The following is a 25,560-nucleotide window of genomic DNA, read 5'->3' as shown; positions in this document are numbered from 1 at the left end:
TCCGGCCCTTGCCTCTCATGCCGGGCCACCACGGCCCGGCCTTTCGAGGAGAAGCATGATGAAGATCTCTGAAGTCATGACCCGTAACGTACAGACCGCACGCCCCGAACAGACGCTGCGGGAAGTCGCCAACATGATGGCCAGCATCGACAGCGGCGCGATCCTGGTGAACAGCGAGGACCGGTTGGTCGGCATGATCACCGACCGCGATATCGTCATTCGTGCCGTGGCCAAAGGCCAAAGCTGCGATATGCCGATCAGCAGCGTCATGAGCAATGACATCCGCTATTGCTTCGACGACCAGGAGGTCGACGAAGTGGCCCGCAACATGGCCGATATCCAGCTGCGGCGCCTGCCGGTGGTCAATCGCCAGAAACGCCTGGTGGGCGTGGTGTCCCTGGGCAATATCGTCAAGGCCCACGATAGCCAGGCCAACAGCACGGTGCTGCAGGGCGTGGCCAAGGCCCATTGATAGCCTGGCCCCAGACGGCTGTGGCCGAGCGGCCACGGCCGGTATCTACCCGGTGGGCCGGCGCAATGGCGAGGCAGCCGTCGGCCCCGGGTTCTGTCGTCGCCCGGCGTGATCTCAACGCCGGACCTTCACCACGGCCATCAGCAGCGCCGAAGACAGCACGCCGAGGGTCATGAACACATAGGCCGCCCCGGGATTGCCGGTGAGGCCGATCAGATAGCCGACGATCCACGAGCCGACGAAGGCACCCAGCGCGCCACAGGCGTTGATCAGGCCGATCGCCCCGCCGAACACATTGGCCGGGAGCACTTCCGGGATCAGCGCGAAAAACGGTCCGTAAGGCGCGTAGAGCGCGGCGCCGGCGACGGTCAGCAAGGCGAACGACAGCCAGAAATGGGATGGCCCCAGCAAGTACGAACAGAAGAACGCCAGCGCGCCCACCCCCAGCAGCGGCCAGACAAACGACTTGCGCCGCCCGGAGCGGTCCGAGGCCCAGGACACCGCGAGCATGGCGGCGACGGCGGCGACATAAGGCACCGCGCTCAGCCAGCCGACCGTGACGATGTCCGTGGCGGCCGCCTGCTTGATGATGGTCGGCAGCCACATGATGAAACCGTAGACGCCGATGCTCCATAAGGCATGCACCGCACAGAGCTGGATCACCAGCGGGCTGGTGAAGGCCTGGCGATAGTTGCGCACGGCCTTCAGGCCCTGTTGTTCCTCGGCGAGGATGGCGGCCAAGCGGTCTTTTTCCTGCCGGCTCAGCCAGTCGACCTGCTCGGGCTTGTCCCGCGCCAGGCGCCACCAGACAAACGCCCACAGCACCGCCGGCGCGCCTTCGATGACGAACATCTCGCGCCAGCCCCAGGCATGAATCAGGTAGCCCGAGACCACCGACATCCACAGCACCGTGATCGGGTTGCCCAGTACCAGGAAGGTATTGGCCCGCGAGCGCTCCTGGCGGGTGAACCAGTTGCTGATGAAGATCAGCATCGCCGGCATCACCGCGGCTTCGACTATGCCCAGCGACACCCGGATCACCATCAGCATTGGGATATTGGTCACCAGGCCGGTGGCCATCGCACACAGGCCCCACAGGATCAGGCTGCAGAACACCAGTTTGCGCACGCTGTAGCGCTGCGCGTAGATGGCGCCGGGTACCTGGAAGAAGAAGTAGCCGAGGAAGAACAAGGCGCCGATCAGTGACGAGGTGCTCTTGCTGATGCCCAGGTCCTGCTCGATGCCCGCCGCGCTGGCGAAGCCATAGTTGGCCCGGTCCAGATAGGCCAGGCTGTAGGTGATGAAGATCAGCGGAATCAGGTACAGCCAGCGCCTGGGCGCGAAGCCCGTGGCGGTGGTTGGCGCATGCCCGGCCTGGTCGCGGGTGTGCGGCGGCAGTGCCGGTTCGTTGAGATGGCTCATGGGTGTCCCCTGTTTGTTGTTGTTTTTCAGGTATGGGTGCGGGGCTCAAACGACGCTGGTCAATCCTCCGTCGACAAAGATCGTCTGGCCATTGATGAAGTCCGAGGCCGCCGAGGCCAGGAACACCGCCGTGCCGCATAGCTCCTCGACCCGGCCCCAACGCCCGGCCGGCGTGCGTTTGCACAACCATTGGGAAAACCCCTGGTCGTCGATCAGCGCCCGGTTCATTTCGGTCGCGAAATAGCCCGGGGCCAGGCCGTTGGCCTGGATGCCATGGCGCGCCCATTCGGCGCACATGCCTTGGGTGAGCATCTTCACCGCGCCCTTGGACGCCGCGTACGGGGCGATGCTCGGCCGGGCCAGCGCGCTCTGCACCGAACAGATGTTGATGATCTTGCCGCGGCGCCGGCCGATCATGTGCCGCGCCACGGCCTGGGACACATGGAACACCCCGTCCAGGTTGACCCGCATCAGCGCGTGCCAATCCTCGGCGACGAAATCCTCCAGCGGTGCGCGCCGCTGGATGCCGGCGTTGTTCACCAGGATGTCGATGGCCCCGACCTGCGCCTCGAAGGTGTCTATGGCCTCGAACAGCCCAGTGCGATCGGTGACGTCGAACACCGCGATCTCCGCGCCGATGCCCTCGTCGCGCAACTGCCGGGCAGCGGCCTGGGCCTTGTCTCTATTACGATCGTTGATCACCACCTTGGCGCCGGCGGCGCCCAGGCCCCGGGCCAGTTCCAGGCCAATGCCCTTGCCTGAACCAGTGATCAGGGCCCTTCTCCCATCCAGCTGGAAACAACCGGGATTGAATGACATGCTTTTCTCCACAAGACGGCCGCTGTTTTTTAAAGGGGCCTTGCGGGCACTTCAACGCAGCTGGCGGGTGCTGTCCAATCGTCATTGGTGATCTGGTAATCAACCTTCGTGATCACCGCCTCGAATCGTTTTCAGCCTGGAGTCGCCCGATGGAAATCAAACACCTGCGCTCGTTCGTGACCCTGGCAGAGGAGCTGCATTTCGGCCGCGCGGCGCAACGGCTGGCCATCGTCCAGCCGGCCTTGAGCATGCAGATCAAGCTGCTGGAGGAGGAATTGGGCGTGCGCCTGTTCGAACGCAACCGCCACGCCGTGGCACTGACCGAGGTCGGGGCGATCTTCCTGCCCGAGGCCCGCGTGACCTTGCATCAGGCGGCTCACGCGATGGATGTGGCCAGGGCTTCGGGCCGTGGGGAAATCGGCCGCGTGCGCCTGGGGTTCGTTTCCTCGGTACTGCCGGAGTTCCTGCCGACGCTGATCCGCGCCCTGCATCAGCGCTTCCCGCGCATCGAGCTGGAGCTCAAGGACATGCCGGGGCCGGACCAGGCCGCGGCGCTGAAAAACGGCCAGCTGGACTTCGGCCTGATGCGCCTGCCGGCGATCATTCCCGGCATCCAGACCCGCGAGGTGTTGCAGGAGCGTTTCATGGTCGCACTCCCCAGCGATCATCCGCTGGCCTCGCGCGCCACCCTGCAACCGGCGGCGCTGGCGCAACTGCCGGTGTTGATCCTGGCCAGGCGTTACGCCCCGGGCTTTCACGATCAACTGATGCAAGTGCTGAACAGCCATGGCCGGCAACTGGAAGTCGCCGCGGAACTGGGCGAGTTCACCACCATGCTCGCCCTGGTGTCCGCCGGGCTCGGCATTGGCTTGCTGCCTGCCCACGCCGGGCGGGCAGTACCCGCCAACGTCGTGGTCCGCCCCCTGGAGCTTGGGGACTACCGGGCGACCACCGGCCTGGCCTGGGTGGAACTGGACAATGCCCTGAAAAGCACCGTGTTCGGGGTGATCGGCGACGTGTTCTTTCAGGGCCGCGGGCAATGATTTTCGGCGACAACCCTGGACCGAGGATTTCCTCCTGGCAGCCCCGCTCCAGGATTATCGGCATGCTAAAGTTGGTTCAAATTTGCCAATCGTCCAAAAAGGTGCCCCATGGATCCGCTTTCCGGTGTCCTTTCGCTGCTGAGAATCCGTAACTACCATTCGGCGGCCTTGAAGCTGGGCGGCGACTGGGCCTTCGACTTTCCCAGCCGGGCCGGCATCAAGTTCACGGCCGTGGTCAAGGGCAGCTGCTGGGTCAAGGTCAGTGGCGAACCCGCGGCGCAGCACCTCCAGCAAGGCGATTGTTTCCTGATGACCCGGGGCCTGCCCTTTACCTTGTCCAGCGATCTGTCCGTGCCGGCCATGGATTCCGCAGGCTTCTTTCAAACCCCGGCCCCGGACGAACTCACCCTCGATTACGGCGGCGACGATGTGCAACTGGTGGGTGGGCGTTTCGACTTCACCGGCATCCCCACCCGGTTCCTGCTCAGTACCCTGCCCTCGCTGGTGCATGTGCAGGGCCACTCGCCGCAGGCGTCGATCCTGCGCTGGGCGCTGGAGCGCTTTACCGCCGAACTGCAACAGCAGCGGCCCGGCCGCTCGCTGATGAACGAACACCTGGCGCACATCATGCTGGTCGAGGTGCTGCGGGCCCACCTCGCTGCCCTGGAACGCAACGGCCTGGACCGCGATGACATGGGCTGGTTTTTCGGCCTGGCGGACCGCAACCTCAGCGCCGCCCTGAGCGCCCTGCACGCCGCTCCGGCGCGACGCTGGACAGTCGAGCAGCTGGCGCGGCTGGCGGCCATGTCGCGCTCGGCCTTTGCCCTGCGCTTCAAACAGATCGTCGGCGCCGCGCCAATGGAATACCTGACCCACTGGCGCATGCTGCTGGCCGGCGATCGCCTGAGAAACTCCAGCGACTCGGTGGCGACCATCGCGTTTTCCCTGGGCTATGAATCGGAGAGCGCCTTCAGCACCGCGTTCAAGCGGGTCATGTCGCACTCGCCACGCCAGTACCAGCGCGAGCAGTCGGCCGCCGTCGAGGCTGATCTCAAGGCTGATGTCGAGGCTGCTTCCAAGGTTTAGTGCAGACCGCCGCCGATCACCAGGATTTCGCCGGTGATCCACCCGGCGTCACTGGACGCGAGGAAGGCCACCGCGGGGGCGATGTCCTCGGGCTTGCCGATCCGCCCCAGGGGGGTGATGGCTTCGATCTTCTGCCGGAAGGCATCCTCGAAAAAGCCGCTGGCATGCACGCCTTCGGTGACCACCAGCCCGGGGTTGACCGAGTTGACCCGGATGTTCTTCGGCCCCAGTTCGTTGGCCAGGGTCCTGGTGATGGCGTCCACCGCGCCTTTGGAGGCGGTGTAGACCGTCGAATGGGCCGGGGTGAACGAGGTGACGCTGGAGCTGATGTTGACGATGCTGCCGCCGTCCGGGTTGAACACCCCGACCGCTTCGCGGGTGCACTGAATCAGGCCCAGGACGTTGAGGTTGAACTGGCGGTGGAACTCCTGCTCATCGATCTCGGCCAGGGGCGCGGTGGAATAGACGCCGGCGTTGTTCACCAGGATATCGAGATGGCCGTGCTCATGGGCGATGGCCTTGAACAGCGCCTTCACTTCCAGGGCATTGGCGACATCCGCCTGGATGGCATGGGCGCGACCGCCCGCCTGCAGGACCTCTTCGACCACCCGCTCGGCCTCTTCGCGACCGCGGCTGTAGTTGACGATCACCGTGGCGCCGTCCCTGGCCAGCTGCTTGGCGATGGCGGCGCCGATACCTTTGGACGAGCCGGTGACCAGGGCGATTTTCTTGTGCAGTCTTTTCATTCTCGTGTGCTTCTCTTGCAGGTTCAGAAACGCTGACCAGGCCTTGAACAACTGGCCTTTGGTCGACAAACCCAGCTTATGAGCGACGCCACGAACGGGTAATAGCCGGTCCTCCAAAATAGCTTCGCCATCGTCCAGGGGTAGCGGGAAGACCTGCGCGGCCGGAAATGGTCGCGGGCCAGGTCCATGCCCTCCGGGCAGGCGCGGCTCGACTCATGCATAAACCCCACACATTCCACTGCGCTCCTTGTGCTCATGAACATCATTGAAACCAAACTCTCCTGCCTGGCCTAAGCTATAGCGCTGCCGAGGGGGCCGGGTTGCCTTTCCAGGCAGCAATGATCGGGCAGAGTGCTTCAGCACAGTGAACGGGCCGATAGCCGTGATGCCGTTGGCCCTCATCCATAAGCAGGACTTTCAAAGGATCTGGATTTTCATGACGACACTGGATAACGCTTTCCACAACCTTCACCAGCAAGGCCTGCTGGTCTTGGCCAACGTCACCGATGCCGGCGGCGCGCGTCTCGTCGAACGCCTGGGCAGCAAGGCCGTGGCGACCAGCAGCGCGGCGGTGGCTTGGTCCCATGGCTACCAGGATGGCAACAAGCTGCCCCTGGAGTTGCTCCGCAGCACGGTGCACTCGATGGCCCGCGTGCTCAGCGTGCCGCTGACCGTGGACATCGAGGGTGGCTACTCCGATCACCTCGGGCGCGTCGCCGAGACGATCGACGCGGTCATCGCCGCCGGCGCGGTCGGGATCAACATCGAAGACGGCCTGGGCTCCCCCGAGCTGCTGGTGCGCAAGGTCGAAGTCGCCCGCAAGGTGGCGGACCAGCGCGGGGTCAACCTGTTCATCAACGTGCGCAGCGACGTCTACCTGAAAAACCTGTTCCCCGCCGAACAGCGGCTCGAAGAACTGCTCAAGCGCGCCGCGCTGTATACCGATGCCGGGGCCAATGGCCTGTTTGCCGCCGGCGTGGTGGACGCCGAGGAAATCGCCGCGGTGTGCCGGGACAGCCGACTGCCGGTCAACCTCCTGTCCCGGGATGGCTTGCCCGCCCCCGACGAGTTGGAGCGGCTCGGGGTAAGACGCCTCAGCGCCGGCTCGAGCATCGCCGAGTTCCTGTATGGCGCCATGGCCACGCTGGCCCGCAGTTTCCTCGACAGCGGCCAGCTCGACACCCATGCCTTGAAGGCCCATACCTATGGCGAGTTGAATGCCTTGATGGCGGACAAAACCGCGTGACGGCGCCCTCGCCGCCCCGTTCGAGGCCCGCTTTGGGCTGAACGCCGGGACGCTCCGCGGATCGCCACGCAGCGTCCCCCGCCTGGCCGCCCGGGTCAGGCGATATGGCCTTGCGTATTCGAGCCATGGCCTGGTTCTTGGTCACGGCTCAGCGAGCATCCGGATCGTCCAGCATGCGCTTGGGGTGCATGCCATTGACCATGCCCATGAACGGCGCGTGGATCGAGTAACCGAGCATGCGCTGGATGTGTTCGCTGCATTGCCGGGCGACATGGCGCGGGGTCGACAGGATGAAGTTCTCCTGCTGGCGCGCCCAGGGTTCGCAGTACTGCGCCGTCAGCGCCAGGCGTGGCGCGCCGCTGCGATTGGCGCCGCCGCCGTGCCAGAGGGTGCCGAGGAAAAACACCACCGAGCCCTTGGGCATGACCACCGGCAGCACGGCGGCCTGTTCGGCGGCGGTGGGCAGGCGCCCGTCCCACAGATGGCTGCCGGGAATCACCACGGTGGCGCCGTTGTCGCCGGTGAAGTCGTCCAGGGCCATGATCGTCGCCGCGCCATAGGCCGGCCGCGGGCGGGCCATGGGATAGAAGGCATCATCGTAATGCAGGTGCTGGGCGCACTCGCCCGGCAGGATATTGATCGCCTGCAGCTGCGACAGCAGGTAATTGGGCGCCAGGAGTCGGTCCAGCAGGCCCAGGATCAGCGGGTGCTCCACCAGCCCATCGCAGACCCGCGTTTTCGCAATCACCGCATACAACCGCTGGGTGCGTGCGCCCTCGAACGAGTTGCGCCCGGTCTGGCAGAAACGTCCCAGCAGATCCTCGCGCATGCGACTAACCTGCTGCTCATCGAACAGCCGTTCGAGCACCACGAAGCCGTCGCGTTGCAGGCGGGCCATCAGCTCGTCGAGTTGCGCGGCGGGCACGGCGGGCTGGGTACCGGCGGTCGATCGATAGGTCCTGGCGCATCCGTTGCTCATGTAGTCGTGCCGCTCGGGCAAGGTTGTTGTTGTCATCGACTGGCTCCTTGGGAGTGGGTCGTATCAATCTGCAGGACGTTGGAGTGGCCGCCAATGACGCTTTGCCTCAACTGACATGACCCGCCCTTACCCGCACTGGATCGTCGCCCCGACCATTCCCGCGCGTTTTGTGCGCGAGATGCTGGGGCAACTGCGTCTCGACGCCGACGCACGCGCCGCGCTGCTCGAACGCTGCGACTTGCCCAGGGAGGCCCTGCGCGACGGCTATCGCGTGGCGCCGCTCAACTACCGCGCCTTGAGTCGCCTGGCCGTGGGCGTCGGCGCCGACGAAGCCTTGGGTTTCTTCGCCCGCACCGTGCCGCCGGGCAGCTTCGAGCAATTGCTGCGGCTGCTGGTGCACCTGCCGACCCTGGCCGATGCCTTCGAAGAGGCCGCGCGCTTCTACAAGCTGTTCGACGATTCGCCGCCCTGGCGCCTGGAAAAGCACGCCAGGATTGCCCGCCTGGTGCTGACGCCGCGCCCCGGGGCGCAAACCGACTCGGTGCTCTGGCCGCATATGCTGCTGTTGGCGCTCTGGCACACCGGCAGCTGGCTCACCGGCGAAACCCTGCCGCTGCGGCGGATCGTCCTGCCCGGGCACCTCGGCGGCTTCACCGCGCAAACGCGCTTTCTGTTCGGCCGCCAACCTGGTTTCGCCACGCAGGCATGGCTGGAGCTGCCGGCGGTGAACCTGCAGGCGCCGCTGATGCGCCGGCCGGCGGAGGCGGCGCGCTTCGCCCGCCACCTGTTGCCGGCGGTGATCGCCCCCGGCCCGCTGGCCAGCTTCGACGCCCACCTGCGCGCCTTACTGTGCGCCGCCGAGCCCTTTGCCGGGCTGTCGGAACTCGAGGCGGCCAGGGCCCTGGGCATTTCGCGGCAGACCCTGGCCCGCCGGCTGGCGGCGCTCGGCGTGACCTTCCTCGGGGTGCGCGATGAATTGCGTCGGGACCTGGCCTGCACCCTGCTCGCCCGCGGCTCGGTGAGCGTCGCCAAATTGGCCGAACGCCTGGGCTACTCGGAACCCAGCGCCTTCCAGCGCGCCTTCAAACAGTGGACCGGGCTGCCACCGGGGGCCTATCGTGGCGGCCGGCGCGGGTGATGCAGGACAAAGGGGGTTCCACGACTCAAGTTCAGGCGGTGATGGGGCACACTTCGAGGGCGATTACTTTTGACATCTACGGCGCTGGAGTGCCCGTTGAGATCGTGGCGAAGGTTCTTGAAGGGCTCTTAAACCGTAGAGATTCGAGTGGGAGATTGTGTAGGCAACTATTTCGTCGCGCGTTGCCTGCTACTGCTCTGTCATTAGACGATTGAATCAATATCAAGCGTGTGTGGTGCGCCAATGGTGTGTCCGTAGATTGAAGCCAACAGACCATCATCAGCATCTGCAGTGGGGGCCATGGCCAGTTGTTCGGCCACTCTGTTTTCCGGGTGGGCATTCCAGCGAGGCAGGCTCTCGGTCAGCAGGTCAGGCTGTGTTGAGACCGACCCATAAACAAACTTCTCGTCAATCGTCACTCGGCGCAGGGTCTCCAAACGTTCGAGGGTCATTTGCACTTTATCGACCTCGCGATTGAGCGCGCCTCGATGGTCAGTTCATGGGCTCGGGCATAGGGACCAGGGTTACCGTTGAGCATGCGGCGCTTGAGGCGCAGTTGGTCAGTGATTTTTGTCAGGTCGCCCTTGACCCGTTCGACCTCTCCATCGGTCACTCGCGAACGCTTGAGCTCCAGGGCCTCCTGCCAGCGTCGCAATGTCGCCCAGCAACCAGGGATATAGCCGCCGACCATTGAATGATTCCCCCCGTCAAGAATCTGCGAAATCAAGCCCGGTCTTTCAGGCAATCCCTTGTTCTGTTGAATGGCCAGGGTGCAGGCCGCATGCTGGGTAATGGTGTCGCAACCCGGCTCCCAGAGGATGGCGGATTTCTCCTGGCCACCCAGGTCTACTGGAAAGAAGTGGTACAACCTCCCGTGATGCTCATAGGGTTCTCCGCTCAGGTTAGTAATACCTGCTACGAACACCGAGAGACCCAAGGGGACGTTGACGAAGGTCAAGGCTGCCCCTGTGCCATAGACAGATGCCTTGGTGTTCATCCAGGTCCCCGGCACGCTGGGCACTGGGTCGTTATGGTTGACCATGCGGTAATGCACTAAATCGGCAGCACCTTTTACGAAGGTCGCGTCAGCAGCCCTTGGGGAGCCGTAGGTGTACAGCACGATGTCGACTTCATATTCTTTCTGACGGCGCAGCATTTCAGAGAGCAGCAAGGTAATTGCCCCTCCCAGGCTATGGCCGCAAATGATCAGTTTCTGTCCGGTGTAGAACCTTTCAAGATACTTGAGCGTGAGGCTATAGACCTTCAGTGCGGCCTCATAGAATCCTCGGTGCACCTTGCCCACACCTTGTGTAAATGGAACCTGAAACGCATCAGCATCGCGGAGCCCATCCGCGAACTTCTCATTGGTGCCGCGTACTGCAATCAGGACCAACTCATCGTTATGCGTGATAAACGCTTGGGTGTCGGTGTTATCAATTTGGTTACGATCATCAAGAAAATGAAATTTGGCTGGATGTTCTTGTTCTTCTTCTAAATCCGGGCTATTCGATGGATAAAGGTCAGGGTCAAACGGCACGATCTCCGGGCGCTTGGAGTACGGCACGTCTTCATACAACGGGTAGTACGCCTTGGCTTGCCCAGGGTCCACCTTCCAGATTTCATCGAACTTGGCCAGGGCGTCGCCAAACCAGTTACCCATACTGGGTTTCTGTAGGAAACCTACGGTCTTCTTCGTGATCGGTGCCTTATCCGGCTCCTGGCCAAACGGGTTGTAGCTCAAGGTGGCCATGATGGCGAGTTGATACAGATTCAGCGCACAGAACTGCGAATCGGTGGAGAGCATCGGGCGCAAGGCCCGTAAAGGGCGAACCTCCAGTACGTTGTGCTTGTTGGGCAGCAGACAGACACCACGCTCGCCATGCTCCTGCATCAGCTTGGCCCATGCCGGACGGAGTGGGTAGTGACACTCGACCTCAGGTGGTAAATGCGCAACATGTTCGACCAAATGACGAACTTCGACTTGGCAAAAGAAATCCGCACAGGCTTGCGCCGGGTTGCTTTGGGTCCGTGAGCCGTCTTTATGAAAATAACGGGTTTGCTCGGCGCGAACTTGAAGTTCAGTTATTGGAAGTGGGTAATGTGGTCTTTGCATACGGCGCACATAGGTTAGTTCCTGTCCTTGATATTGCTCTTCGATGATTAACGCTATTGGACCAGCAAAATGATTGTCTACTTTGCCTTTGCCCGTGCTATCGAGCTTTCCGGTGTACGTGTAGCCTTCCGTATCGATGACTTTATAGGACAGCCCTGCGTATGGAGCCCCCTCGCCAAACTCATCCACTAACTGAAAGCTGGTCCATTTACCTTGAGCAGGGCAGGTAAACATGCGGTTATTTAGCGGGTGCTTCAGCTCTTCATCCAAAGTAGTCATTAAGTGATTTCCTTATTCTGTGCAGCCAGGGTAAATGGTACAAGTACGGCCATCCGGCATTTTGAAAGTGCTGAAGTCTTTATAGTTGCCGAAGCAATATGCGTCTTGATCTTCAAGGCCTTTGCCCAGGCAGCGTTTCCAGCCATTAGGCACCTTGACCCAGGTATCACCCCACCCCGGTCTTTCCTCATCAGCCAGTTTGATATTCAGCTTCACGGTTTTACCCGGTAGTTGATCCAAGGTGTAAGCCCCAACGGGACGCCCTTTCGTCACCACTCCCTGAGCGTCAACTTTCTTGCAGTCGAGGAGTTTTCTTATGTATCGCTTAGGACCAACTGTACGAAACATCCATTGGCATTGACCATTTATGGTGCTTTCTCCAGCAGTATCAAAAAATCTTTTTTGGTGTTCTTCAAGCTGCTCACGAACAACAATTACTGCCGTATCGCTGCTGAAGTCTCCATAGTCTTCTCCATAAGCAGCGTAAATATCTAATTCGACACGATAGATGGCCAGTCGACAACCTTCGACAGTGCGATATATGGGAATTTCAGAGTCGGGCTTGTATCTTTCCTTGTAATCCAAATGCCATCTTTGATTGTAGCCAACATCCGTTTTTTTAACCGTACAGGTTTCTCCCTTGACGGGAGCATATTGAGCCACGGCTTCGTAAGTAAAGTTAGAAGGCATATCGGTGGTAAAGGTAAAGCTCTCCGACTTACCAATAGTGCACCCTGCTACCAGGGCCATACAGCTCCCCCAAAACAGGCTTTTAAATGTTCGTGTCATTACGAGGCGTCTCCTTGCCAGAATTGCGTTGCCTGATAAACCCGCTGGAAATGAGCTGTCGGAGTTTCCTCAGGATGCGCCTGCCAGCGCTCGGCAAGTGTACCGTCTGTTTCCTTTAAACTCTGGGCCAACAAGAACCCCAGTTGCTTCGGGGGCGGTATCACATGCTCGACGAAATGACGAACTTCGACTTGGCAAAAGAAATCCGCACAGGCTTGCGCCGGATTGCTTTTGGTTCGAGAGCCGTCTTTATGGAGGTAACGGGTTTGCTCGGCGCGAACTTGGAGTTCAGTTATTGGGAGTGGGTAGAACTGTCTTTGTTGTAGATAGGCATAAAGCTCATTGCTTCCTTGGTACTTCTCTTCGATGATTAATGCTATTGGGCCGGCAAAATGATTATCTACTTTGCCTTTGCCTTTGCCCGTGCCGTCGAGCTTTCCGGTATATGTATATCCCTCTGCATCGATGACTTTATAAGACAGTCCTGCGTATGGCACGCCCTCGCCAAACTCATCGACTAACTGAAAGCTGGTCCATTTACCTTGAACAGGGCAGGTAAACATACGGTTATTTAACGGGTGCTTTAATTCTTCATCCAAGGTGGCCATTGAGTGATTTCCTTATTCTGTGCAGCCAGGGTAAATGGAGCATTGCTTGCCATCGGGCATGCGGAATGTACTGAAGTCTTTATAGTTGCCGAAGCAGAATGCATATTGATCTTCAAAGCTTTTGCCCATGCAACGTTTCCAGCCACCCGGGACCTTGACCCACGTATCGCCTATAGATGGCTTTTCCTCATCAGCCAGTTTGATATTCAGCCTCACGGTTTTACCCGGCAGTTGATCCAAGGTGTAAGCCCCAACGGGACGCCCTTTCGTCACCATGCCCTGAGCGTCAGCTTTTTTGCATTCGAGGAGCTTTGTAATATAGCGATCAGGTCCGATAGTGCGAAACGACCATTGGCACTGGCCATTTATGGCGCTTTCTCCAGCGGCATCAAAAGTTCCTTTATATTGCTCTCCCAGTTCTTTCCTAATAGCGATTGCCGTTGTGTCGCCGCTGAAATCTCCACGGGATTTTCCATAAGTGGCATTTATTTCCAAGTCAATTTTATAGATGACCAGTCGACAGCCTTTAACTGTGCGATAAATTGGAATTTCATGTTCCGATTTGTATTCCGTTCGCCACTCTCTGTTAAAACCCAGGTATGGATTATCGTCGAGAGTCACCGTACAGGTTTCTCCCTCGGCAGGTGCATATTTAGCTATCGCGTAATAAGCAAAATTGGGTGGCAGATCAGCAGTAAAGATAAAACTTTCCGACTTACCAACAGCGCACCCTGCTACCAGGGCCGTACAGGAACCCCAAAACAGGCTTTTAAATGTTCGTGTCATTACGAGGCGTCTCCTTGCCAGAATTGCGTTGCCTGATAAACCCGCTGGAAATGAGCTGTCGGAGTTTCCTCAAGATGCGCCTGCCAGCGTTCGACAAGCGTACCGTCTGTTTCCCTTAAGCTCTGGGCCAATAAGAACTCCAGTTGCTCCGGCAACTGCCAGCCCCAGGCGTCCGCCAAGGCCAACTGAGCGCTAAGCCATAGGTCGGGATCTTGTTGCTCGGCCATTTGGGCGTAGGCCTCCATATGCTCTGCCAATAGATAGCGACGGGCATTGACCTCGCGTAGATGGGCCGATTGGTCGCCCTCGGCGGGCACGCTCCACCATGCAGGGTTCCTGGGGACTGGACGGTTGTCTGGGGCTGGATTGCCAAGGGCTTTCCAATGTTCTCCCTGCCAGTAGCAGACGCTGATTGCGGGGCCCAGATATTCAGGAACGTCCTCAATGGCCAAGTGCCCAAGTGCGCGGCTCAGCACACGGTTGTCGTGAAAGCGGTAGAGAGCTTGATGGGGGCGTATCCCGACAATCAGCCGTTCGCGCCAATGTCTGACCAGCTCGTTCAGTCCTGCTTCTGGCGCAACACTGGCCAACCAACCCCAGTTCCTTTCAGGCGCCTTGAGCAACTCGTTCAAGCGTCCATCTCCAGGGTTGTCGATGAGGAATATAAAAGGCCCTGCATCCGCCAGATCGGCGACCGGTGTCTCGCTGTACACGCTGCAATACTGGCCAGCATCCTGACTGCCTAATAGAAGCTGGCGAGTGTTGAGTTCACCCTCCGAGTCCAGAATCAGGCATAACGAATGCCCAAGGCGGTGTTGCTCGATCATCCATCGCTGAGGCGCCGTTCTGGTCATGCCGTGGCTCCTTCAGTCAGGCAAACACCATTTTTGCAGGCCTCGCAGATCGGACAGAAATCAGCGCTTTTCACCTTGGAGATGGCCATCAGGGCATTCTGGGAGGGGGCAATCATCGGCGCGAGTGCTGGAGGGGTCATCAGGGCTGTCAGTGCCCCAGGCAATATGGGATTGGCCGCAGTGCCTCCTACCGGGGCACCACCGAGTTGAATATCGGAACTGCTGAAGATTCCGCCAGGGCCAATCACGATGTGTTGACCACCGGCCTTCAAGGTAATGCTGGCGCCTGCGTCCAGAATCAGATTGGCTCCGGCCTTAAGGTGGACTTCCTGCCCCGCTTCGGCGACCAGCGCTTGGCCTACGCGGGTATGGCTGCTGTTATCTACCAACAAGTAGTCGTTGGCCTTGAGCTGCACTTTGCGGTCAGCGGTGACGGTGCGCTGGTCTTCAGCTTCCAGCACGACGATGCTGTTGCCCTTGATGATTTCCTTACGTTCGTTGCCGACTTCCAAGCGGCTATCGTTTTCGACTTTCTGTTCCATGTCACGTTGGGCGCGCAGGTAGATCAGCTCCTGGCCGCTACGGTCTTCCAGATGCAATTCGTTGAAGCCAGTGCTGTCGGGCGAACTGCGACTGCGCAAGACGCTGCGAGTCTTGTGAGCGGGCAGTTCGTAAGGGACAGGGTTAGCGCTGTTGCTTAGACATCCGCTGATCAAGGGGGAATCCGGGTTGCCCTCCAGGAATGAAACCAGTACCTCCATACCGACCCGAGGGATGGTCACCGCGCCGTGGCTGGTTCCTGCCCAACTGGAGGCGACACGTAGCCAGCAACTGCTTTTATCATCTGTCTGACCTTCGCGGTCCCAATGGAACTGGACCTTGACCCGCCCATATTGATCACAGTGGATTTCCTCGCCTCTGGGGCCGGTGACCAAAGCGGTCTGACTGCCGAGTATCCGAGGTTTCTCGTAGGCCTGTTGTGGGCGATAGAACACGTCCCACGGTGTCGCGGTAAAGGTATTGCGTAGCCCTGATGGAAGTCGTCCTTGTGGTCGCTGGTGTCACTGGGAAGGCTTTCTTCCAGCACCTGAGGTTGCAAGCCTTCGTGGCGAATTGAAGTGAGCAACCAGAGGTCATTCCACTCTTGGCGTGGATGGTCGGACAGCTCCAGAAAGTGGCCAGTGACCAGCGAGGGTTGATCACTTTTACCTTCGGCCTGACGGTAGTCGGCACGATGTCCTTCCAGGGTCCGTTGGCTCAATTGCTTGCCCCGTTCGCGCTGAAGGAAACCACCAGGGTAGCGGTAATCTTCCAGATCAGGCTGTCCGCTCTCGGTCGCTGGGCGGTAGTCCGCCTCCAGCGTCATGCGGGCTTTCTCGAAGTCGTAATCACGTTGCGTGGTTCGACTGGTGCGGGTCGCAAGACGCAGGCTAAAACGTTTGATCACGGGGTCATCGGCAACCAGACCACTGTCCTGCACATAGGCTGTCGGTCTGTTCAGCCTGGGGAATGTCGTCTGGTCGTCACCCAATACCAGTACGTGGCCTTGTTGCGAGTGCCGAAAGTGGTAGTGGATGCCTTCTTCCCAGCACAGGCGCTGAATGAAGTAGAGGTCAGATTCGTTGTACTGGACGCAGTAGTCACGGGCTAGGTAGATCGACCCCAGTTGAAACTGGTAGGCGTTACTTTGGATGCCGTGTTCTTCAAGAACCTGCGCGATGATGTGCGGCACGGTTTGCTGCTGGAATATTCGTTGGTTGGTCCGGTGCGCCAGATAGGTTAACTGCGGGACCAGGGTCAGGCTGTAACGGGTCAGACGCTTACCGGAGTCGCCTTGCGCGATGCGATAAACCTGCCCATGAATACCGGCGCCACTGTTGTTGAAGGCCAGAAAGGCCTGCTTGTGCAATAGACTTTCAATGTCCAGGTCGGGCCGTTCGCTGACCAACTCCAGATCAAATGAATACGGCGCGCTGATGGATTCTTGGCCAGTGAAGGAAAGGACCTGAAGGTCGTGCTTGAAGTCGTTGAGGGTCAGGCTGAACTGCGTCTGTGGACTTGCATTGAACATCCCATGTTCCTTTTCCAATCATGTTGCGTGGTCCCATAGAGGGCAAAGGCTTCTGTGGGTAAGCAGGAAGCAAAACGCCTTCACGCTAACAAGCGAGACAAAGGAAATATTTGGGAGCTTTCCCAAAATACCGGTTGAATTATCGGTATTCAGAATGAGTTGGATAAGGCATCGCCATGTCGATCCGGTTATGGCGTTTTTCAAGCGAAGGTGCTGTTTGGCTGGGGCGATTTACGACCTTAAGTTTCTCTTGGTCCAAGCAGCCAATAATGCTCGGAATGCTACGGGTTCTGACTGCACCGGACCGATCCCTCGCGTCCAGGCGCCTTTCGGTGGATTTTTTCACCGCCACCCCGTTCTCGAACGCCGTGTAAACCGGCATGCTGCGCCACCCTGATCGCCATGGCTGCGGGCCGCCCACCGGGGAATTTATGCCGCGATGGCGCGGTCTATGCTCGTCAGGGCTGGTGAACAGCAAAAGAGGACATGACAGATGCGGCGAGTGAGACAGAACCGCTGGGGGATGGGGCTGTTGGCCCTGTTGCTGTGTATTGCGCTGCCGGCCTTCGCGGCCCCGGCGTCCGGGCCGCAGAGTGTTGCCCGCAATCAGCTGCCGCTGCTGGCCGAGGGCGCGGATCTTGAGCAGCTCAACGACCGGCTGGAGCTGATCCGCCAGAGCGTGTCGGCGAGCGGTAACGACGACCTGCTCTCGGACCTGCGCCAGGCCGCGCTGCAAGTGCAGAAGCAGGCCGACAGCCTGATCGCCCTGCGCGCCACCGATATCGAGCGCCTGGACGACCAACTCAAGGTCCTCGGCCCACCGTTGCCCGACGAAGCGCCCAGCCTGACCAGCCAGCGCCAGGTGCTGAGCGCGCAGAAGGACAACCTGCTCGACGAAGAGCGCCAGGCCAACCTGCTCAGCCAGTCCGGCCGCGACCTCGCCGCGCAGATCATCAACCTGCGGCGCAGCCTGTTCAATTCGCAGATCAGCACCCGCTCGGCGAGCCCCCTCAGCCCGGCCTTCTGGTCCACGCTGATCCGCCCGACCGAGGATGACCTCAGGCGCCTGAACCGCCTCTCCGATGAGGTCTGGACCGCATTCGATACGGCACTGGCCCCCGGCAATCGCGGGCTGTTCATCACCACGCTGGTCATCGCGGCGCTGATCTGGGTGGTCGGCCGGCGCCTGCTGGAACGCCTGGCGATCTGGTCGATGATCCGCTGGCTGCCCGAAGGCCGCCTGCGCCGCAGCGCCCTAGCGCTGACCGTGGGGCTGGCGACCATCGTCACCATCAATGCCGCCGCCTCGCTGCTGCGCTGGGGGCTGGTCAACAGCGCGACCCTGAGCGCCGATGTGCTCAACCTGATCGGCCAGTGGTTGACCCTGCTGATTTTCTGCTCCTTCATCGTCGGCCTCGGCCGCGCCATGTTGATGTTGTCGCGCCCGTCCTGGCGCCTGCCGCCGATTCCCGATCAGATCGCCACGGCCCTGGGGCCGTTCCCGCTGATCCTCGCGCTGGCGCTGCTGCTCACCGCCGGCGAGGAACGGATCAACAGCGTGATCGCCAGCAGCCTGGCCCTGACCGTGGCGGTCAACGGCCTGACGGCGCTGGTCACCGCGCTGATCTTTTTCTTCGCCCTGCTGCGCCATCGCCGTACCCGCCGGCGCTTCGAGCTGGAGCGCCCCACCGGCATCGCCGGGCTGCTGCCCTTCATCGTGGCGGTCTGGGTGGCGGTGATCCTGCTGTCGCTGCTCAGCGGCTACCTGAGCCTGGCGTACTTCCTCACCGTCAAGCTGCTGTGGATCAGCGTGGTGACCACCAGCGCCTACCTGCTGATCGCCTGCTTCGGCGACCTCTGCGAAACCCTGCTGTCGCCCAAGCAGCCCGGCGGCCTGGCGCTGGCGGCGGCCCTGGGCCTGTCGCCGCGCCACCAGGCCCAGGCCACCACCGTGCTGGCGGGCATCGGCCGGACCCTGCTGCTGTTCACCGCGGCGCTGCTGGCCTTCATGCCGTCCGGATCGAGCCCGGGGGAACTGCTGGAAGGCTTTGCCCAACTGGATGTCAGCGGCCGGTCCCTGGGCAACCTCAACATCGTGCCCCAGGACCTGCTGCTGGCGGCGGCGTTCCTGGTCGGCGGGATGTTCGCCGTGCGGGTGCTCAAGCGCTGGCTGAGCGAGCGGTTGCTGCCGGAAACCAACATGGACGCCGGCATGCGTGCCTCGCTGGTGACCCTGGTCGGCTACATCGGCTTTGTCCTGCTGGCGATCGTGGTGATGTCGACCCTGCGGATCAACCTGACCAACCTGACCTGGGTGGTCAGCGCCCTGTCGGTGGGTATCGGTTTCGGCCTGCAGGCCATCGTGCAGAACTTCATTTCCGGGTTGATCCTGCTCACCGAGCGGCCGGTGAAGGTCGGCGACTGGGTCAGCCTGGCCGGGGTCGAGGGCGATATCCGGCGGATCAACGTGCGCGCCACGGAAATCCAGATGTCCGACCGCTCCACGGTGATCGTGCCGAACTCGCAGTTCATCTCGCAGAACGTGCGCAACGTGACCATGGACAACGCCCTGGGCGTGGTCGGCATCACCCTGACCCTGCCCCTGGAAACCGATGTGCTGCAGGTGCGCGAGCTGTTGCTGCAGGCCTATGCCGAGCACGAGGCGATTCTCAAGGCGCCGGCGACCTCGGTATCGTTCAAGGACCTGACCAGCAACGGCCTGATCATCAGCGTCAGCGGCTACGTCGGCAGCCCGCGCTCGGTGTCCGGTGCCCGCAGCGACCTGCTGTTCACCATCCTCGGGCGCCTGCGCGAAGTGGGCATCGCCCTGTCGTCGCCGCAGAACCTGATGCTGATCAGCGACAGCCAGGACAAGGCGGCTGGCGAGCCACCGGCCCAGCCCAGCGCATGAACCGGCCCCTGCAGGGCGCACCGCCGGCGAGCGCCCTGTTTTTTATCTTGCGATGGAAAGCACTGAGCTATCGTGGCTAAGGCCCTGGCAACTTTTTCAACGAGCGGCAACTGTCATCGAGGAGCCCGACGACAGCCCTGTTTCACTTCCGGCAAGACAAGGAACACCATGGACGGAAAACCCGGCATCAGCCCCGAAGACATTGCCCTGGAGTCGAAACGACTTCCCGCACTGGCGGTCACCATCGCCTTCCTGATGGTGGTCGCGGTGTCGATTCTCAGCATCTATGGCATCCAGGTCATCAACAGCAAGGCCCATGAACTGGCGCAAGCCCGGCTGATCTCCGGCAACCTGGCCCTGTCCATGGCACAACAGGCGACCGATACCTTCGACGAAGCCAACCTGATTCTCGAAGAGCTGATCGAGCGCCTCGACGACCTGTCGCCCCAGGCCCTGGAAAAAACCCAGAAGCTGCTGAAAAAGCGCGTGTTCACCACCGAACAGTTGCACGGCCTGTTCTTCTATGACCGGGAAGGCAACTGGGTGCTCACCTCGTTCGACTACAAGCCGCCAAAGGCGAACAACTCGGACCGCGACTACTTCAAGTTCCACCGCGAGAACGCAACCCTGTCCCCCAGGGTCGGCGCGGCCCTGCGCAGCAAGACCACGGGCGACTGGGTGATCCCGTTCTCGCGCCGGGTCAACGACGCCCAGGGCAACTTCAAGGGCGTGGTGCTGGCGACCATCAAGATGGAGTACTTCGACACCTTCTTCGATCGTTTCAGCATCGACGACAAGGGCGCGATCTTTCTCGCCCTGCCCCAGGGCACGATCATCGCCAGGCGGCCGTTCGACGAGAAACTCATCGGTGCGTCCCTGGCCCGGGGCGAAATCTTCTCCGTGCACATACCCCGTGCCCCCGCCGACACGGTCATGGTCAAGTCGATCATCGACGGCGTCGACCGCCTGTTCGGCTATCGGGTGCTGTACAAGTACCCGCTGGTGGTGGCGGCGGCCAACTCCCGGGAATCCATTCTCAGCAGCTGGCGCGCCGATACCTACCAGCTGACCGCGATGATCGCCGTGGTGCTGCTGATCAACCTGCTGGTCGGCATCCTGTTGTTCAAACAGGTGCGCAAGGGCCTGCGGGTGGAAAGCCATTTGAAGAAAGCCCGCTCGGTGCTGGAGACCCTGGTGTTGCAGGACGGCCTGACCGGCCTGGCCAACCGCCGGCACCTGGAGCGCAACCTGGAACTGGAGTGGCTGCGGGCGGCCCGGCAGCGCTCGTCGATCAGCCTGATCATGCTCGATATCGACCACTTCAAGAGCTTCAACGACCGCTATGGCCATGTGGCGGGCGACCATTGCATCTGCGCCGTCAGCCGGGCCATCAGCCAGTGCGTGCGGCGCCCCTCGGACCTGGCAGTGCGCTACGGCGGCGAAGAGTTCGCGGTGCTGCTGCCGGACACCGAGCCTGGCGGCGCCTACGTGCTGGCCGAGAGCATCCGCCTGGCGGTACAGGAACTGGCGATCGAGCATGTCGACAACCCCGGCGGCGTCGTGACCATCAGCCTCGGCGTCTACAGCTGCGTGCCCGCCACGCCCGAGTTCAAGACCCTCTTGATGCAGGCCGACTCGGCGCTGTACATGGCCAAGCGCGCGGGGCGCAATCAGACCGTGCCGACCTCCTAGGCGCTGGCCGATACCGCCCCGCGCTCCTCCAGCAAGCGCACGAAGTGGGTCAGGCTGCGCGATACCGTGCCGCGGCGCCAGATCAGCCAGGTCTGCAGGAAACGGAACGGCTGCGCCAGCTGCCAGATGCTCACCGTGCCGCAGCCCGGCATGCTTTCCAGCATGCTGCGCGGCATCAGCGCCAGGCCGGCGCCGGCACTGACGCAGGCCAGCATGCCGTGGTAGGACTCCAGTTCGTGGATCTTGCCCGGCACCGCGCCATCCTCGCTGAACCAGCGTTCGAAGTGATGACGGTACGAGCAGTTGGCGCGAAAGGCGTAGATGCTCTCGCCGTTGACGTCGCGCCCGCGGGTGATGGGCGCATGCCCCAGCGGCGCGATGATGAGCATTTCCTCGTCGAACACCGGCACGCCTTCCAGGCTCGGGTGCAGCACCGGGCCATCGACGAAAGCCGCGGTCAGGCGCCCGGACAGCACGCCATCGATCATGGTCCCGGAGGGGCCGGTGGACAGGTCCAGCTCGACCTTGACGTGCTTCTGGTTATAGGCCGCCAGCAAGGCCGGAATCCGCACCGCCGCCGTGCTTTCCAGGGAGCCGAGGGAGAACGGGCCCTGGGGTTCTTCGCCGGCGACCGTCAGCCGCGCTTCCTGCACCAGGTCGAGAATCCGCCGGGCGTAGTCGAGGAAACTCCAGCCGGCCGGCGACAGGCGCAGGCGGCTTTTCTCGCGGATAAACAGCTCCACCCCCAAATCCTGCTCCAGCTGCTTGATCCGCGTGGTCAGGTTGGAGGGCACCCGGTGGATGAGTTGCGCCGCGGCGCTGATGCTGCCCTGCTCGGCCACCGCCTTGAAGATTTCCAGCTGCACCAGATCCATCTCATTCTCCAAACGTGAAAGATATGCTCTTTATTATTCAGTTTTCATAAGCCCTGTACCAGCCTAACCTGCGGCCATTCCCCAGCCCACAGGACGCTGCCATGACCCCGGTTTCCAGCCAGACCCACGCCCTTTCGATCAACCCCGCCACGGGCGAGCAGATTGCCCATTACCCCTATGAATCCGCCGAGGCGCTGGACGCCGCCCTCGCCCGCGCCGCCGCGGCCGCCGCCCAGTGGCGCCGCAGCAGCCTGGAACAGCGCTCGGCCCTGTTGCTGGCCCTGGCCAAGGCCCTGCGCGACAACGGCGAAACCCTGGCCCGCAGCATCACCCTGGAAATGGGCAAGCCAATCGCCCAGGCCCGCGGCGAGATCGAGAAGTGCGCCCAGCTCTGCGAGTGGTACGCCGCTGAAGGCCCGGCGATGCTCGCCCCCGAGCCGACCGCGGTGCCGAGCGGCAAGGCGCGCATCGAGTACCGGCCGCTGGGCCCGATCCTCGCGGTGATGCCGTGGAACTTCCCGATCTGGCAGGTGCTGCGCGGCGCGGTGCCGGCGCTGATCGCCGGCAATACCTATGTGCTCAAGCATGCGCCGAACGTCATGGGCAGCGCCTACCTGCTGCTGGAAGCCTTCCAGCGCGCCGGTTTCCCGCAGGGCGTGTTCGAGGTGATCAACGTCACCGCGGACGGCGTCTCCCGGGCGATTGCCGACCCACGGATCGCCGCCGTAACCCTGACCGGCAGCGTGCGCGCCGGCATGGCGATCGGCGCCCAGGCCGGCGCGGCCCTGAAGAAATGCGTGCTGGAACTCGGCGGTTCCGACCCCTTTATCGTGCTCAACGACGCCGACCTGGACGCCGCCGTGCAGGCCGCGGTCATCGGCCGCTACCAGAACACCGGGCAAGTCTGCGCCGCCGCCAAGCGCCTGATCGTCGAGCAAGGGGTGGTCGAGGCCTTCACCGAGAAGTTCGTCGCCGCCACTCGCCAGCTGGTAGTTGGCGATCCGCTGGCCGACGCCACCTACATCGGCCCCATGGCGCGCTTCGACCTGCGCGACGAACTGGACGCGCAAGTGCAGGCCACCTTGAGCGAAGGCGCGACCCTGCTGCTGGGCGGCGCCAAGGCCGAGGGCCCGGGCAACTTCTACCTGCCGACGGTGCTAGCCGGCGTCACCGACCGGATGACCTCGTTCAAGCAGGAACTGTTCGGCCCGGTGGCCTCGATCATCAGCGCCCGGGATGCGCGACACGCCCTGGAACTGGCCAACGACAGCGAATTCGGCCTGGCCTCGACTATTTACACCCGGGATGTCGCCCTGGCCGAACGCCTGACCGCCGAACTGGAAACCGGCGGCGTGTTCATCAACGGCTATTGCGCCAGCGATCCGCGGGTGACCTTCGGCGGTGTGAAGAAAAGCGGCTTCGGCCGTGAGCTGTCGCACTTCGGCGTCCGCGAGTTCTGCAACGCACAGACGGTATGGCTGGACCGCAACTGACCTCCCACCCCCGATCTCCTGTTCCTTCAGCCACCCGTCGTGTCACGGTCAGCGGCGGTCATCGGACAGTGGCGTCGGTTCGTTCGGTGCCGGCAGATCGGGGATCATTGGCCGTTCCCTGTCATCGTCACGCCGCTTATCGCGTTCGGCATCGTCGTTGACGTTGGGATCGATCACCGGGTCGTGCCGGCGAGCCGGTTGCAGAGGGTCGGGTTCAGGAGTGCCGGGCTCGCTGGGGTCATGCATCGACTGGAACATGGTGCACCTCACGACAGGCCCGGTGAATCCGGGCCCTACTCCGTTAGGCACTGGGCCGGGCCTTCGGGTGCGAGGCAATGGATAAGCGGTCGCCCGGCCCTCCTGGCCAGACATGTGCTCAGCGAAACTTTCGCCGCCATCCGGGCTCAATCGTAGAGCCAGGTCACGCACCGTGGCCCGCACCGGGAGGCCGTCCGATGACCGAGCATATCGTGCATTTTCACTGCCAGATCGACCAGGGCACCACCGAACGCTTTCGCGACAGTTGCCTGGAAGCCATCGAACAAGGCGCCACCTCGCTGCTGTTGAATCTTTCCACCACCGGCGGCAGCACCAATTTCGGCTTCACCCTCTACACCTTTCTCAAATCGCTGCCGGTGCCGCTGTGCGCGATCAACGCCGGCAACATCGAGTCCATGGGCATCATCATGTTTCTCGCCGCCAACCGGCGCATCACCGCGCCGCATTCGCGCTTTCTGATCCACCCGATGAACTGGTACTTCAGCCAGAACTCGGTGGATCACCAGCGCCTGCGCGAATACCTCTCCAGCCTGGACAACGACCTGGCGCGCTACGTGAAAATCTATGAGCTGGAAACCGCTGACGCGGCGACCCAGCTGGATATCTTCAAATGCCTGTCGGCCGAGGAAAAGGTCATCGCCGCCCATGAGTCGCTGGCCTACGGCATCGCCCACGAGGTGCGCCAGGTGATCTTCGCCGACGACGTCAGGCACTGGAAAGTCTCGGGCGGCTGATCGCGCAGCCCCAAACACATGACCCACGACCTAAGCACCCAACCGATGCTCGCCCGCTACGAGAACCATAAAAAGCGCCGCCGAAGCGGACGGGCCATGGGCATAAACGCACAGGCTGGAGCCGGCATGCATTCGCCCCCTCACGACCAGTCCACTCGTCGTCCCGCAAGAAACTTTTTCAAACTTTTGTTTGCGGTTGTGTTTCCCAATCTTGCGAGGTGTCAAATCGCTCACTATCGAGGATTGAAAAAATGGCTACCAGCGGAAAAAACCCACTCATGGGCAACAAGGACACTCAAAAAACCTCCCCGGCCGGCAAGAAATCCGGCGGCCAGGGCTCGGGGGGCAACATCCCCGCCGATCGGCAAAAAGCCCCTGACGCAGGCAAGAAAGGCGGCACCCAAGGCTCTGGCGGCGGTACCCGCAAAGCCTGATCCACAACGCCGGAGTGTCGTCCCTGACGCACTCCGGCTTTTTTTGCCCGGACCGCCCATGCCACCGGCCTGCCCGCGCCGGTTATCGTCGAGCGCTACCGGCTATGCTTGCACCACGGCGAAACCACATTAGACAGCCTTCGATGAAAAGCGACGCATGAAAATAGGCCTGATCTCCGACACCCATGGCTTGCTTCGTCCCGGCGCGCTGGCGGCGCTGCAGGGCTGCGCGCATATCCTGCATGCCGGTGATATCGGCGACCCGCAGATGCTCGCCACCCTCGGACACCTGGCGCCGGTGACCGCGGTATTCGGCAATGTCGATCAGCCCCATGACTGGGCCCGCGCCCTGCCCCATCACCTCACCGTGCAGCTCGATGGCGTCGACCTGCTGCTCTGCCATGTCCTGGCCGAAGTGCCGAAACCCCTGCCGCCGGGCGTGCGGGTAGTGGTCACCGGCCACTCCCACCGGCCGCTGCAGTTCTGGCAGGACGATGTGCTCTATATCAACCCGGGCAGCGCCGGGCCAAGGCGCTTCAAACTGCCGGTCAGCCTGGGGTATCTGACCATTGAGGCCGGCCGGGTCGAAGGCCGTGTGATCGAACTGGCGGTCTAGCGGTCTGGCTGTCTAGCGGCCTGGCCCGGGCATGACCGGCTATCGGAGCATGCCCATCGGCCGGGCTTTGCAGGG

The 25,560-nt window shown here is 61.9% G+C and carries 21 protein-coding genes and 2 pseudogenes; 11 read left to right on the top strand and 12 right to left on the bottom strand.

Annotation, left to right across the window (positions count from 1 at the left end; translation table 11 throughout):
- Positions 1 to 58 precede the first annotated feature (58 nt).
- The gene (locus AC07VU_RS27855) at positions 59 to 472 is read left to right on the top strand and encodes a CBS domain-containing protein (protein WP_274306801.1); all 414 of its coding nucleotides are present in this window, start codon (positions 59 to 61) and stop codon (positions 470 to 472) included.
- A gap of 114 nt (positions 473 to 586) precedes the next feature.
- Here the strand turns inward: AC07VU_RS27855 and AC07VU_RS27850 are convergent, their stop codons facing one another.
- Positions 587 to 1,894 carry an MFS transporter gene (locus AC07VU_RS27850; protein ID WP_495030858.1) on the bottom strand — a complete coding sequence of 436 codons (1,308 nt, stop codon included), beginning with the start codon at positions 1,892 to 1,894 and terminating at the stop codon, positions 587 to 589.
- A 45-nt stretch (positions 1,895 to 1,939) separates the two neighbouring features.
- Positions 1,940 to 2,713 carry an SDR family NAD(P)-dependent oxidoreductase gene (locus AC07VU_RS27845; protein WP_495030857.1) on the bottom strand — a complete coding sequence of 258 codons (774 nt, stop codon included), beginning with the start codon at positions 2,711 to 2,713 and terminating at the stop codon, positions 1,940 to 1,942.
- Positions 2,714 to 2,862: 149 nt separating this feature from the next.
- Here AC07VU_RS27845 and AC07VU_RS27840 point away from each other — a divergent pair, with 149 nt between their 5' ends.
- Both AC07VU_RS27840 and AC07VU_RS27835 read left to right on the top strand, forming a co-directional pair.
- Positions 2,863 to 3,756, top strand: coding sequence for a LysR family transcriptional regulator (locus AC07VU_RS27840; protein ID WP_495030856.1), 894 nt, complete (start codon positions 2,863 to 2,865; stop codon positions 3,754 to 3,756).
- Between the two features lie 108 nt (positions 3,757 to 3,864).
- The gene (locus AC07VU_RS27835) at positions 3,865 to 4,842 is read left to right on the top strand and encodes an AraC family transcriptional regulator (protein WP_495030855.1); all 978 of its coding nucleotides are present in this window, start codon (positions 3,865 to 3,867) and stop codon (positions 4,840 to 4,842) included.
- On the opposite strand, the gene AC07VU_RS27830 is transcribed toward AC07VU_RS27835, so the two are convergent.
- Complete coding sequence (locus AC07VU_RS27830; RefSeq protein WP_495030854.1) at positions 4,839 to 5,588, bottom strand: SDR family NAD(P)-dependent oxidoreductase; 750 nt, start codon at positions 5,586 to 5,588, stop codon at positions 4,839 to 4,841. The two genes, AC07VU_RS27835 and AC07VU_RS27830, sit on opposite strands and share 4 nt — an antisense overlap.
- Before the next feature lie 436 nt (positions 5,589 to 6,024).
- Here AC07VU_RS27830 and AC07VU_RS27825 point away from each other — a divergent pair, with 436 nt between their 5' ends.
- Positions 6,025 to 6,834 (top strand): isocitrate lyase/PEP mutase family protein, encoded by an 810-nt coding sequence (locus tag AC07VU_RS27825; protein WP_053261274.1) that lies wholly within the window; start codon positions 6,025 to 6,027, stop codon positions 6,832 to 6,834.
- A gap of 148 nt (positions 6,835 to 6,982) precedes the next feature.
- On the opposite strand, the gene AC07VU_RS27820 is transcribed toward AC07VU_RS27825, so the two are convergent.
- Positions 6,983 to 7,849: a phytanoyl-CoA dioxygenase family protein gene (locus AC07VU_RS27820; RefSeq protein ID WP_495030853.1), complete on the bottom strand. Its 867-nt coding sequence runs from the start codon at positions 7,847 to 7,849 to the stop codon at positions 6,983 to 6,985.
- Between the two features lie 79 nt (positions 7,850 to 7,928).
- Between AC07VU_RS27820 and AC07VU_RS27815 the strand changes: the two genes are divergently transcribed.
- The gene (locus AC07VU_RS27815; RefSeq protein WP_457276437.1) at positions 7,929 to 8,951 is read left to right on the top strand and encodes a helix-turn-helix domain-containing protein; all 1,023 of its coding nucleotides are present in this window, start codon (positions 7,929 to 7,931) and stop codon (positions 8,949 to 8,951) included.
- A 203-nt stretch (positions 8,952 to 9,154) separates the two neighbouring features.
- Here the strand turns inward: AC07VU_RS27815 and AC07VU_RS27810 are convergent.
- The 6 genes and pseudogenes from AC07VU_RS27810 to AC07VU_RS27785 all read right to left on the bottom strand — a co-directional run bounded on the left by AC07VU_RS27810 (position 9,155) and on the right by AC07VU_RS27785 (position 16,451).
- A pseudogene (locus AC07VU_RS27810) lies at positions 9,155 to 11,343 on the bottom strand (lipase family protein).
- Positions 11,344 to 11,355: 12 nt separating this feature from the next.
- Positions 11,356 to 12,132, bottom strand: a complete 777-nt coding sequence (locus AC07VU_RS27805) for a hypothetical protein (RefSeq protein ID WP_274303116.1) — start codon at positions 12,130 to 12,132, stop codon at positions 11,356 to 11,358.
- On the bottom strand, positions 12,132 to 12,740 hold the full coding sequence (locus tag AC07VU_RS27800; RefSeq protein ID WP_495030852.1) for a hypothetical protein: 609 nt from the start codon (positions 12,738 to 12,740) through the stop codon (positions 12,132 to 12,134). Before AC07VU_RS27800 ends, AC07VU_RS27805 begins: the two co-directional genes overlap by 1 nt.
- 12 nt (positions 12,741 to 12,752) lie before the next feature.
- Positions 12,753 to 13,526, bottom strand: a complete 774-nt coding sequence (locus AC07VU_RS27795; RefSeq protein ID WP_253365213.1) for a hypothetical protein — start codon at positions 13,524 to 13,526, stop codon at positions 12,753 to 12,755.
- On the bottom strand, positions 13,526 to 14,380 hold the full coding sequence (locus AC07VU_RS27790) for a DUF4123 domain-containing protein (RefSeq protein ID WP_495030851.1): 855 nt from the start codon (positions 14,378 to 14,380) through the stop codon (positions 13,526 to 13,528). Before AC07VU_RS27790 ends, AC07VU_RS27795 begins: the two co-directional genes overlap by 1 nt.
- Positions 14,377 to 16,451: pseudogene (locus AC07VU_RS27785) on the bottom strand (type VI secretion system Vgr family protein). The gene AC07VU_RS27790 and the pseudogene AC07VU_RS27785 overlap by 4 nt, the downstream one beginning before the upstream one ends.
- Before the next feature lie 493 nt (positions 16,452 to 16,944).
- Between AC07VU_RS27785 and AC07VU_RS27780 the strand changes: the two are divergent.
- Both AC07VU_RS27780 and AC07VU_RS27775 read left to right on the top strand, forming a co-directional pair.
- Complete coding sequence (locus AC07VU_RS27780; protein WP_492570431.1) at positions 16,945 to 19,362, top strand: DUF3772 domain-containing protein; 2,418 nt, start codon at positions 16,945 to 16,947, stop codon at positions 19,360 to 19,362.
- Positions 19,363 to 19,530: 168 nt separating this feature from the next.
- Positions 19,531 to 21,054 (top strand): sensor domain-containing diguanylate cyclase, encoded by a 1,524-nt coding sequence (locus AC07VU_RS27775; protein WP_495030850.1) that lies wholly within the window; start codon positions 19,531 to 19,533, stop codon positions 21,052 to 21,054.
- Here the strand turns inward: AC07VU_RS27775 and ptrR are convergent.
- Positions 21,051 to 21,929 (bottom strand): putrescine utilization regulator PtrR, encoded by an 879-nt coding sequence (gene ptrR, locus AC07VU_RS27770; protein WP_009043954.1) that lies wholly within the window; start codon positions 21,927 to 21,929, stop codon positions 21,051 to 21,053. The two genes, AC07VU_RS27775 and ptrR, sit on opposite strands and share 4 nt — an antisense overlap.
- A gap of 101 nt (positions 21,930 to 22,030) precedes the next feature.
- On the opposite strand from ptrR, the gene AC07VU_RS27765 reads away from it, so the two are divergent.
- Positions 22,031 to 23,422 carry an aldehyde dehydrogenase family protein gene (locus AC07VU_RS27765; protein ID WP_495030849.1) on the top strand — a complete coding sequence of 464 codons (1,392 nt, stop codon included), beginning with the start codon at positions 22,031 to 22,033 and terminating at the stop codon, positions 23,420 to 23,422.
- A gap of 48 nt (positions 23,423 to 23,470) precedes the next feature.
- Here AC07VU_RS27765 and AC07VU_RS27760 read toward each other — a convergent pair whose 3' ends face one another.
- Positions 23,471 to 23,680, bottom strand: a complete 210-nt coding sequence (locus tag AC07VU_RS27760) for a hypothetical protein (protein ID WP_253364422.1) — start codon at positions 23,678 to 23,680, stop codon at positions 23,471 to 23,473.
- A 197-nt stretch (positions 23,681 to 23,877) separates the two neighbouring features.
- Here AC07VU_RS27760 and AC07VU_RS27755 point away from each other — a divergent pair, with 197 nt between their 5' ends.
- The 3 genes from AC07VU_RS27755 (at position 23,878) to AC07VU_RS27745 (ending at position 25,485) form a co-directional block, all read left to right on the top strand.
- Positions 23,878 to 24,435: an ATP-dependent Clp protease proteolytic subunit gene (locus AC07VU_RS27755; protein WP_274303128.1), complete on the top strand. Its 558-nt coding sequence runs from the start codon at positions 23,878 to 23,880 to the stop codon at positions 24,433 to 24,435.
- Positions 24,436 to 24,686: 251 nt separating this feature from the next.
- Entirely contained in the window at positions 24,687 to 24,869 is a 183-nt protein-coding gene (locus tag AC07VU_RS27750) for a general stress protein (protein WP_274303130.1), read from the top strand.
- 157 nt (positions 24,870 to 25,026) lie between these two features.
- The gene (locus AC07VU_RS27745) at positions 25,027 to 25,485 is read left to right on the top strand and encodes a metallophosphoesterase family protein (RefSeq protein ID WP_274303132.1); all 459 of its coding nucleotides are present in this window, start codon (positions 25,027 to 25,029) and stop codon (positions 25,483 to 25,485) included.
- Positions 25,486 to 25,560: the final 75 nt, after the last annotated feature.

The sequence above is a fragment of the Pseudomonas sp. GW821-FHT02B10 genome (assembly GCF_059421865.1).
Note: the sequence above shows the minus strand (reverse complement) of the source record. Positions and strands in the feature narration are given on the sequence as shown.

Bases quoted from the DNA above. Each gene is read 5' to 3' on its own strand.
- AC07VU_RS27855 (WP_274306801.1), top strand. From the start codon at position 59: ATGAAGATCTCTGAAGTCATGACCCGTAACGTACAGACCGCACGCCCC.
- AC07VU_RS27850 (WP_495030858.1), bottom strand. From the start codon at position 1,894: ATGAGCCATCTCAACGAACCGGCACTGCCGCCGCACACCCGCGACCAG.
- AC07VU_RS27845 (WP_495030857.1), bottom strand. From the start codon at position 2,713: ATGTCATTCAATCCCGGTTGTTTCCAGCTGGATGGGAGAAGGGCCCTG.
- AC07VU_RS27840 (WP_495030856.1), top strand. From the start codon at position 2,863: ATGGAAATCAAACACCTGCGCTCGTTCGTGACCCTGGCAGAGGAGCTG.
- AC07VU_RS27835 (WP_495030855.1), top strand. From the start codon at position 3,865: ATGGATCCGCTTTCCGGTGTCCTTTCGCTGCTGAGAATCCGTAACTAC.
- AC07VU_RS27830 (WP_495030854.1), bottom strand. From the start codon at position 5,588: ATGAAAAGACTGCACAAGAAAATCGCCCTGGTCACCGGCTCGTCCAAA.
- AC07VU_RS27825 (WP_053261274.1), top strand. From the start codon at position 6,025: ATGACGACACTGGATAACGCTTTCCACAACCTTCACCAGCAAGGCCTG.
- AC07VU_RS27820 (WP_495030853.1), bottom strand. From the start codon at position 7,849: ATGACAACAACAACCTTGCCCGAGCGGCACGACTACATGAGCAACGGA.
- AC07VU_RS27815 (WP_457276437.1), top strand. From the start codon at position 7,929: ATGACCCGCCCTTACCCGCACTGGATCGTCGCCCCGACCATTCCCGCG.
- AC07VU_RS27805 (WP_274303116.1), bottom strand. From the start codon at position 12,132: ATGACACGAACATTTAAAAGCCTGTTTTGGGGGAGCTGTATGGCCCTG.
- AC07VU_RS27800 (WP_495030852.1), bottom strand. From the start codon at position 12,740: ATGGCCACCTTGGATGAAGAATTAAAGCACCCGTTAAATAACCGTATG.
- AC07VU_RS27795 (WP_253365213.1), bottom strand. From the start codon at position 13,526: ATGACACGAACATTTAAAAGCCTGTTTTGGGGTTCCTGTACGGCCCTG.
- AC07VU_RS27790 (WP_495030851.1), bottom strand. From the start codon at position 14,380: ATGACCAGAACGGCGCCTCAGCGATGGATGATCGAGCAACACCGCCTT.
- AC07VU_RS27780 (WP_492570431.1), top strand. From the start codon at position 16,945: ATGCGGCGAGTGAGACAGAACCGCTGGGGGATGGGGCTGTTGGCCCTG.
- AC07VU_RS27775 (WP_495030850.1), top strand. From the start codon at position 19,531: ATGGACGGAAAACCCGGCATCAGCCCCGAAGACATTGCCCTGGAGTCG.
- ptrR (WP_009043954.1), bottom strand. From the start codon at position 21,929: ATGGATCTGGTGCAGCTGGAAATCTTCAAGGCGGTGGCCGAGCAGGGC.
- AC07VU_RS27765 (WP_495030849.1), top strand. From the start codon at position 22,031: ATGACCCCGGTTTCCAGCCAGACCCACGCCCTTTCGATCAACCCCGCC.
- AC07VU_RS27760 (WP_253364422.1), bottom strand. From the start codon at position 23,680: ATGTTCCAGTCGATGCATGACCCCAGCGAGCCCGGCACTCCTGAACCC.
- AC07VU_RS27755 (WP_274303128.1), top strand. From the start codon at position 23,878: ATGACCGAGCATATCGTGCATTTTCACTGCCAGATCGACCAGGGCACC.
- AC07VU_RS27750 (WP_274303130.1), top strand. From the start codon at position 24,687: ATGGCTACCAGCGGAAAAAACCCACTCATGGGCAACAAGGACACTCAA.
- AC07VU_RS27745 (WP_274303132.1), top strand. From the start codon at position 25,027: ATGAAAATAGGCCTGATCTCCGACACCCATGGCTTGCTTCGTCCCGGC.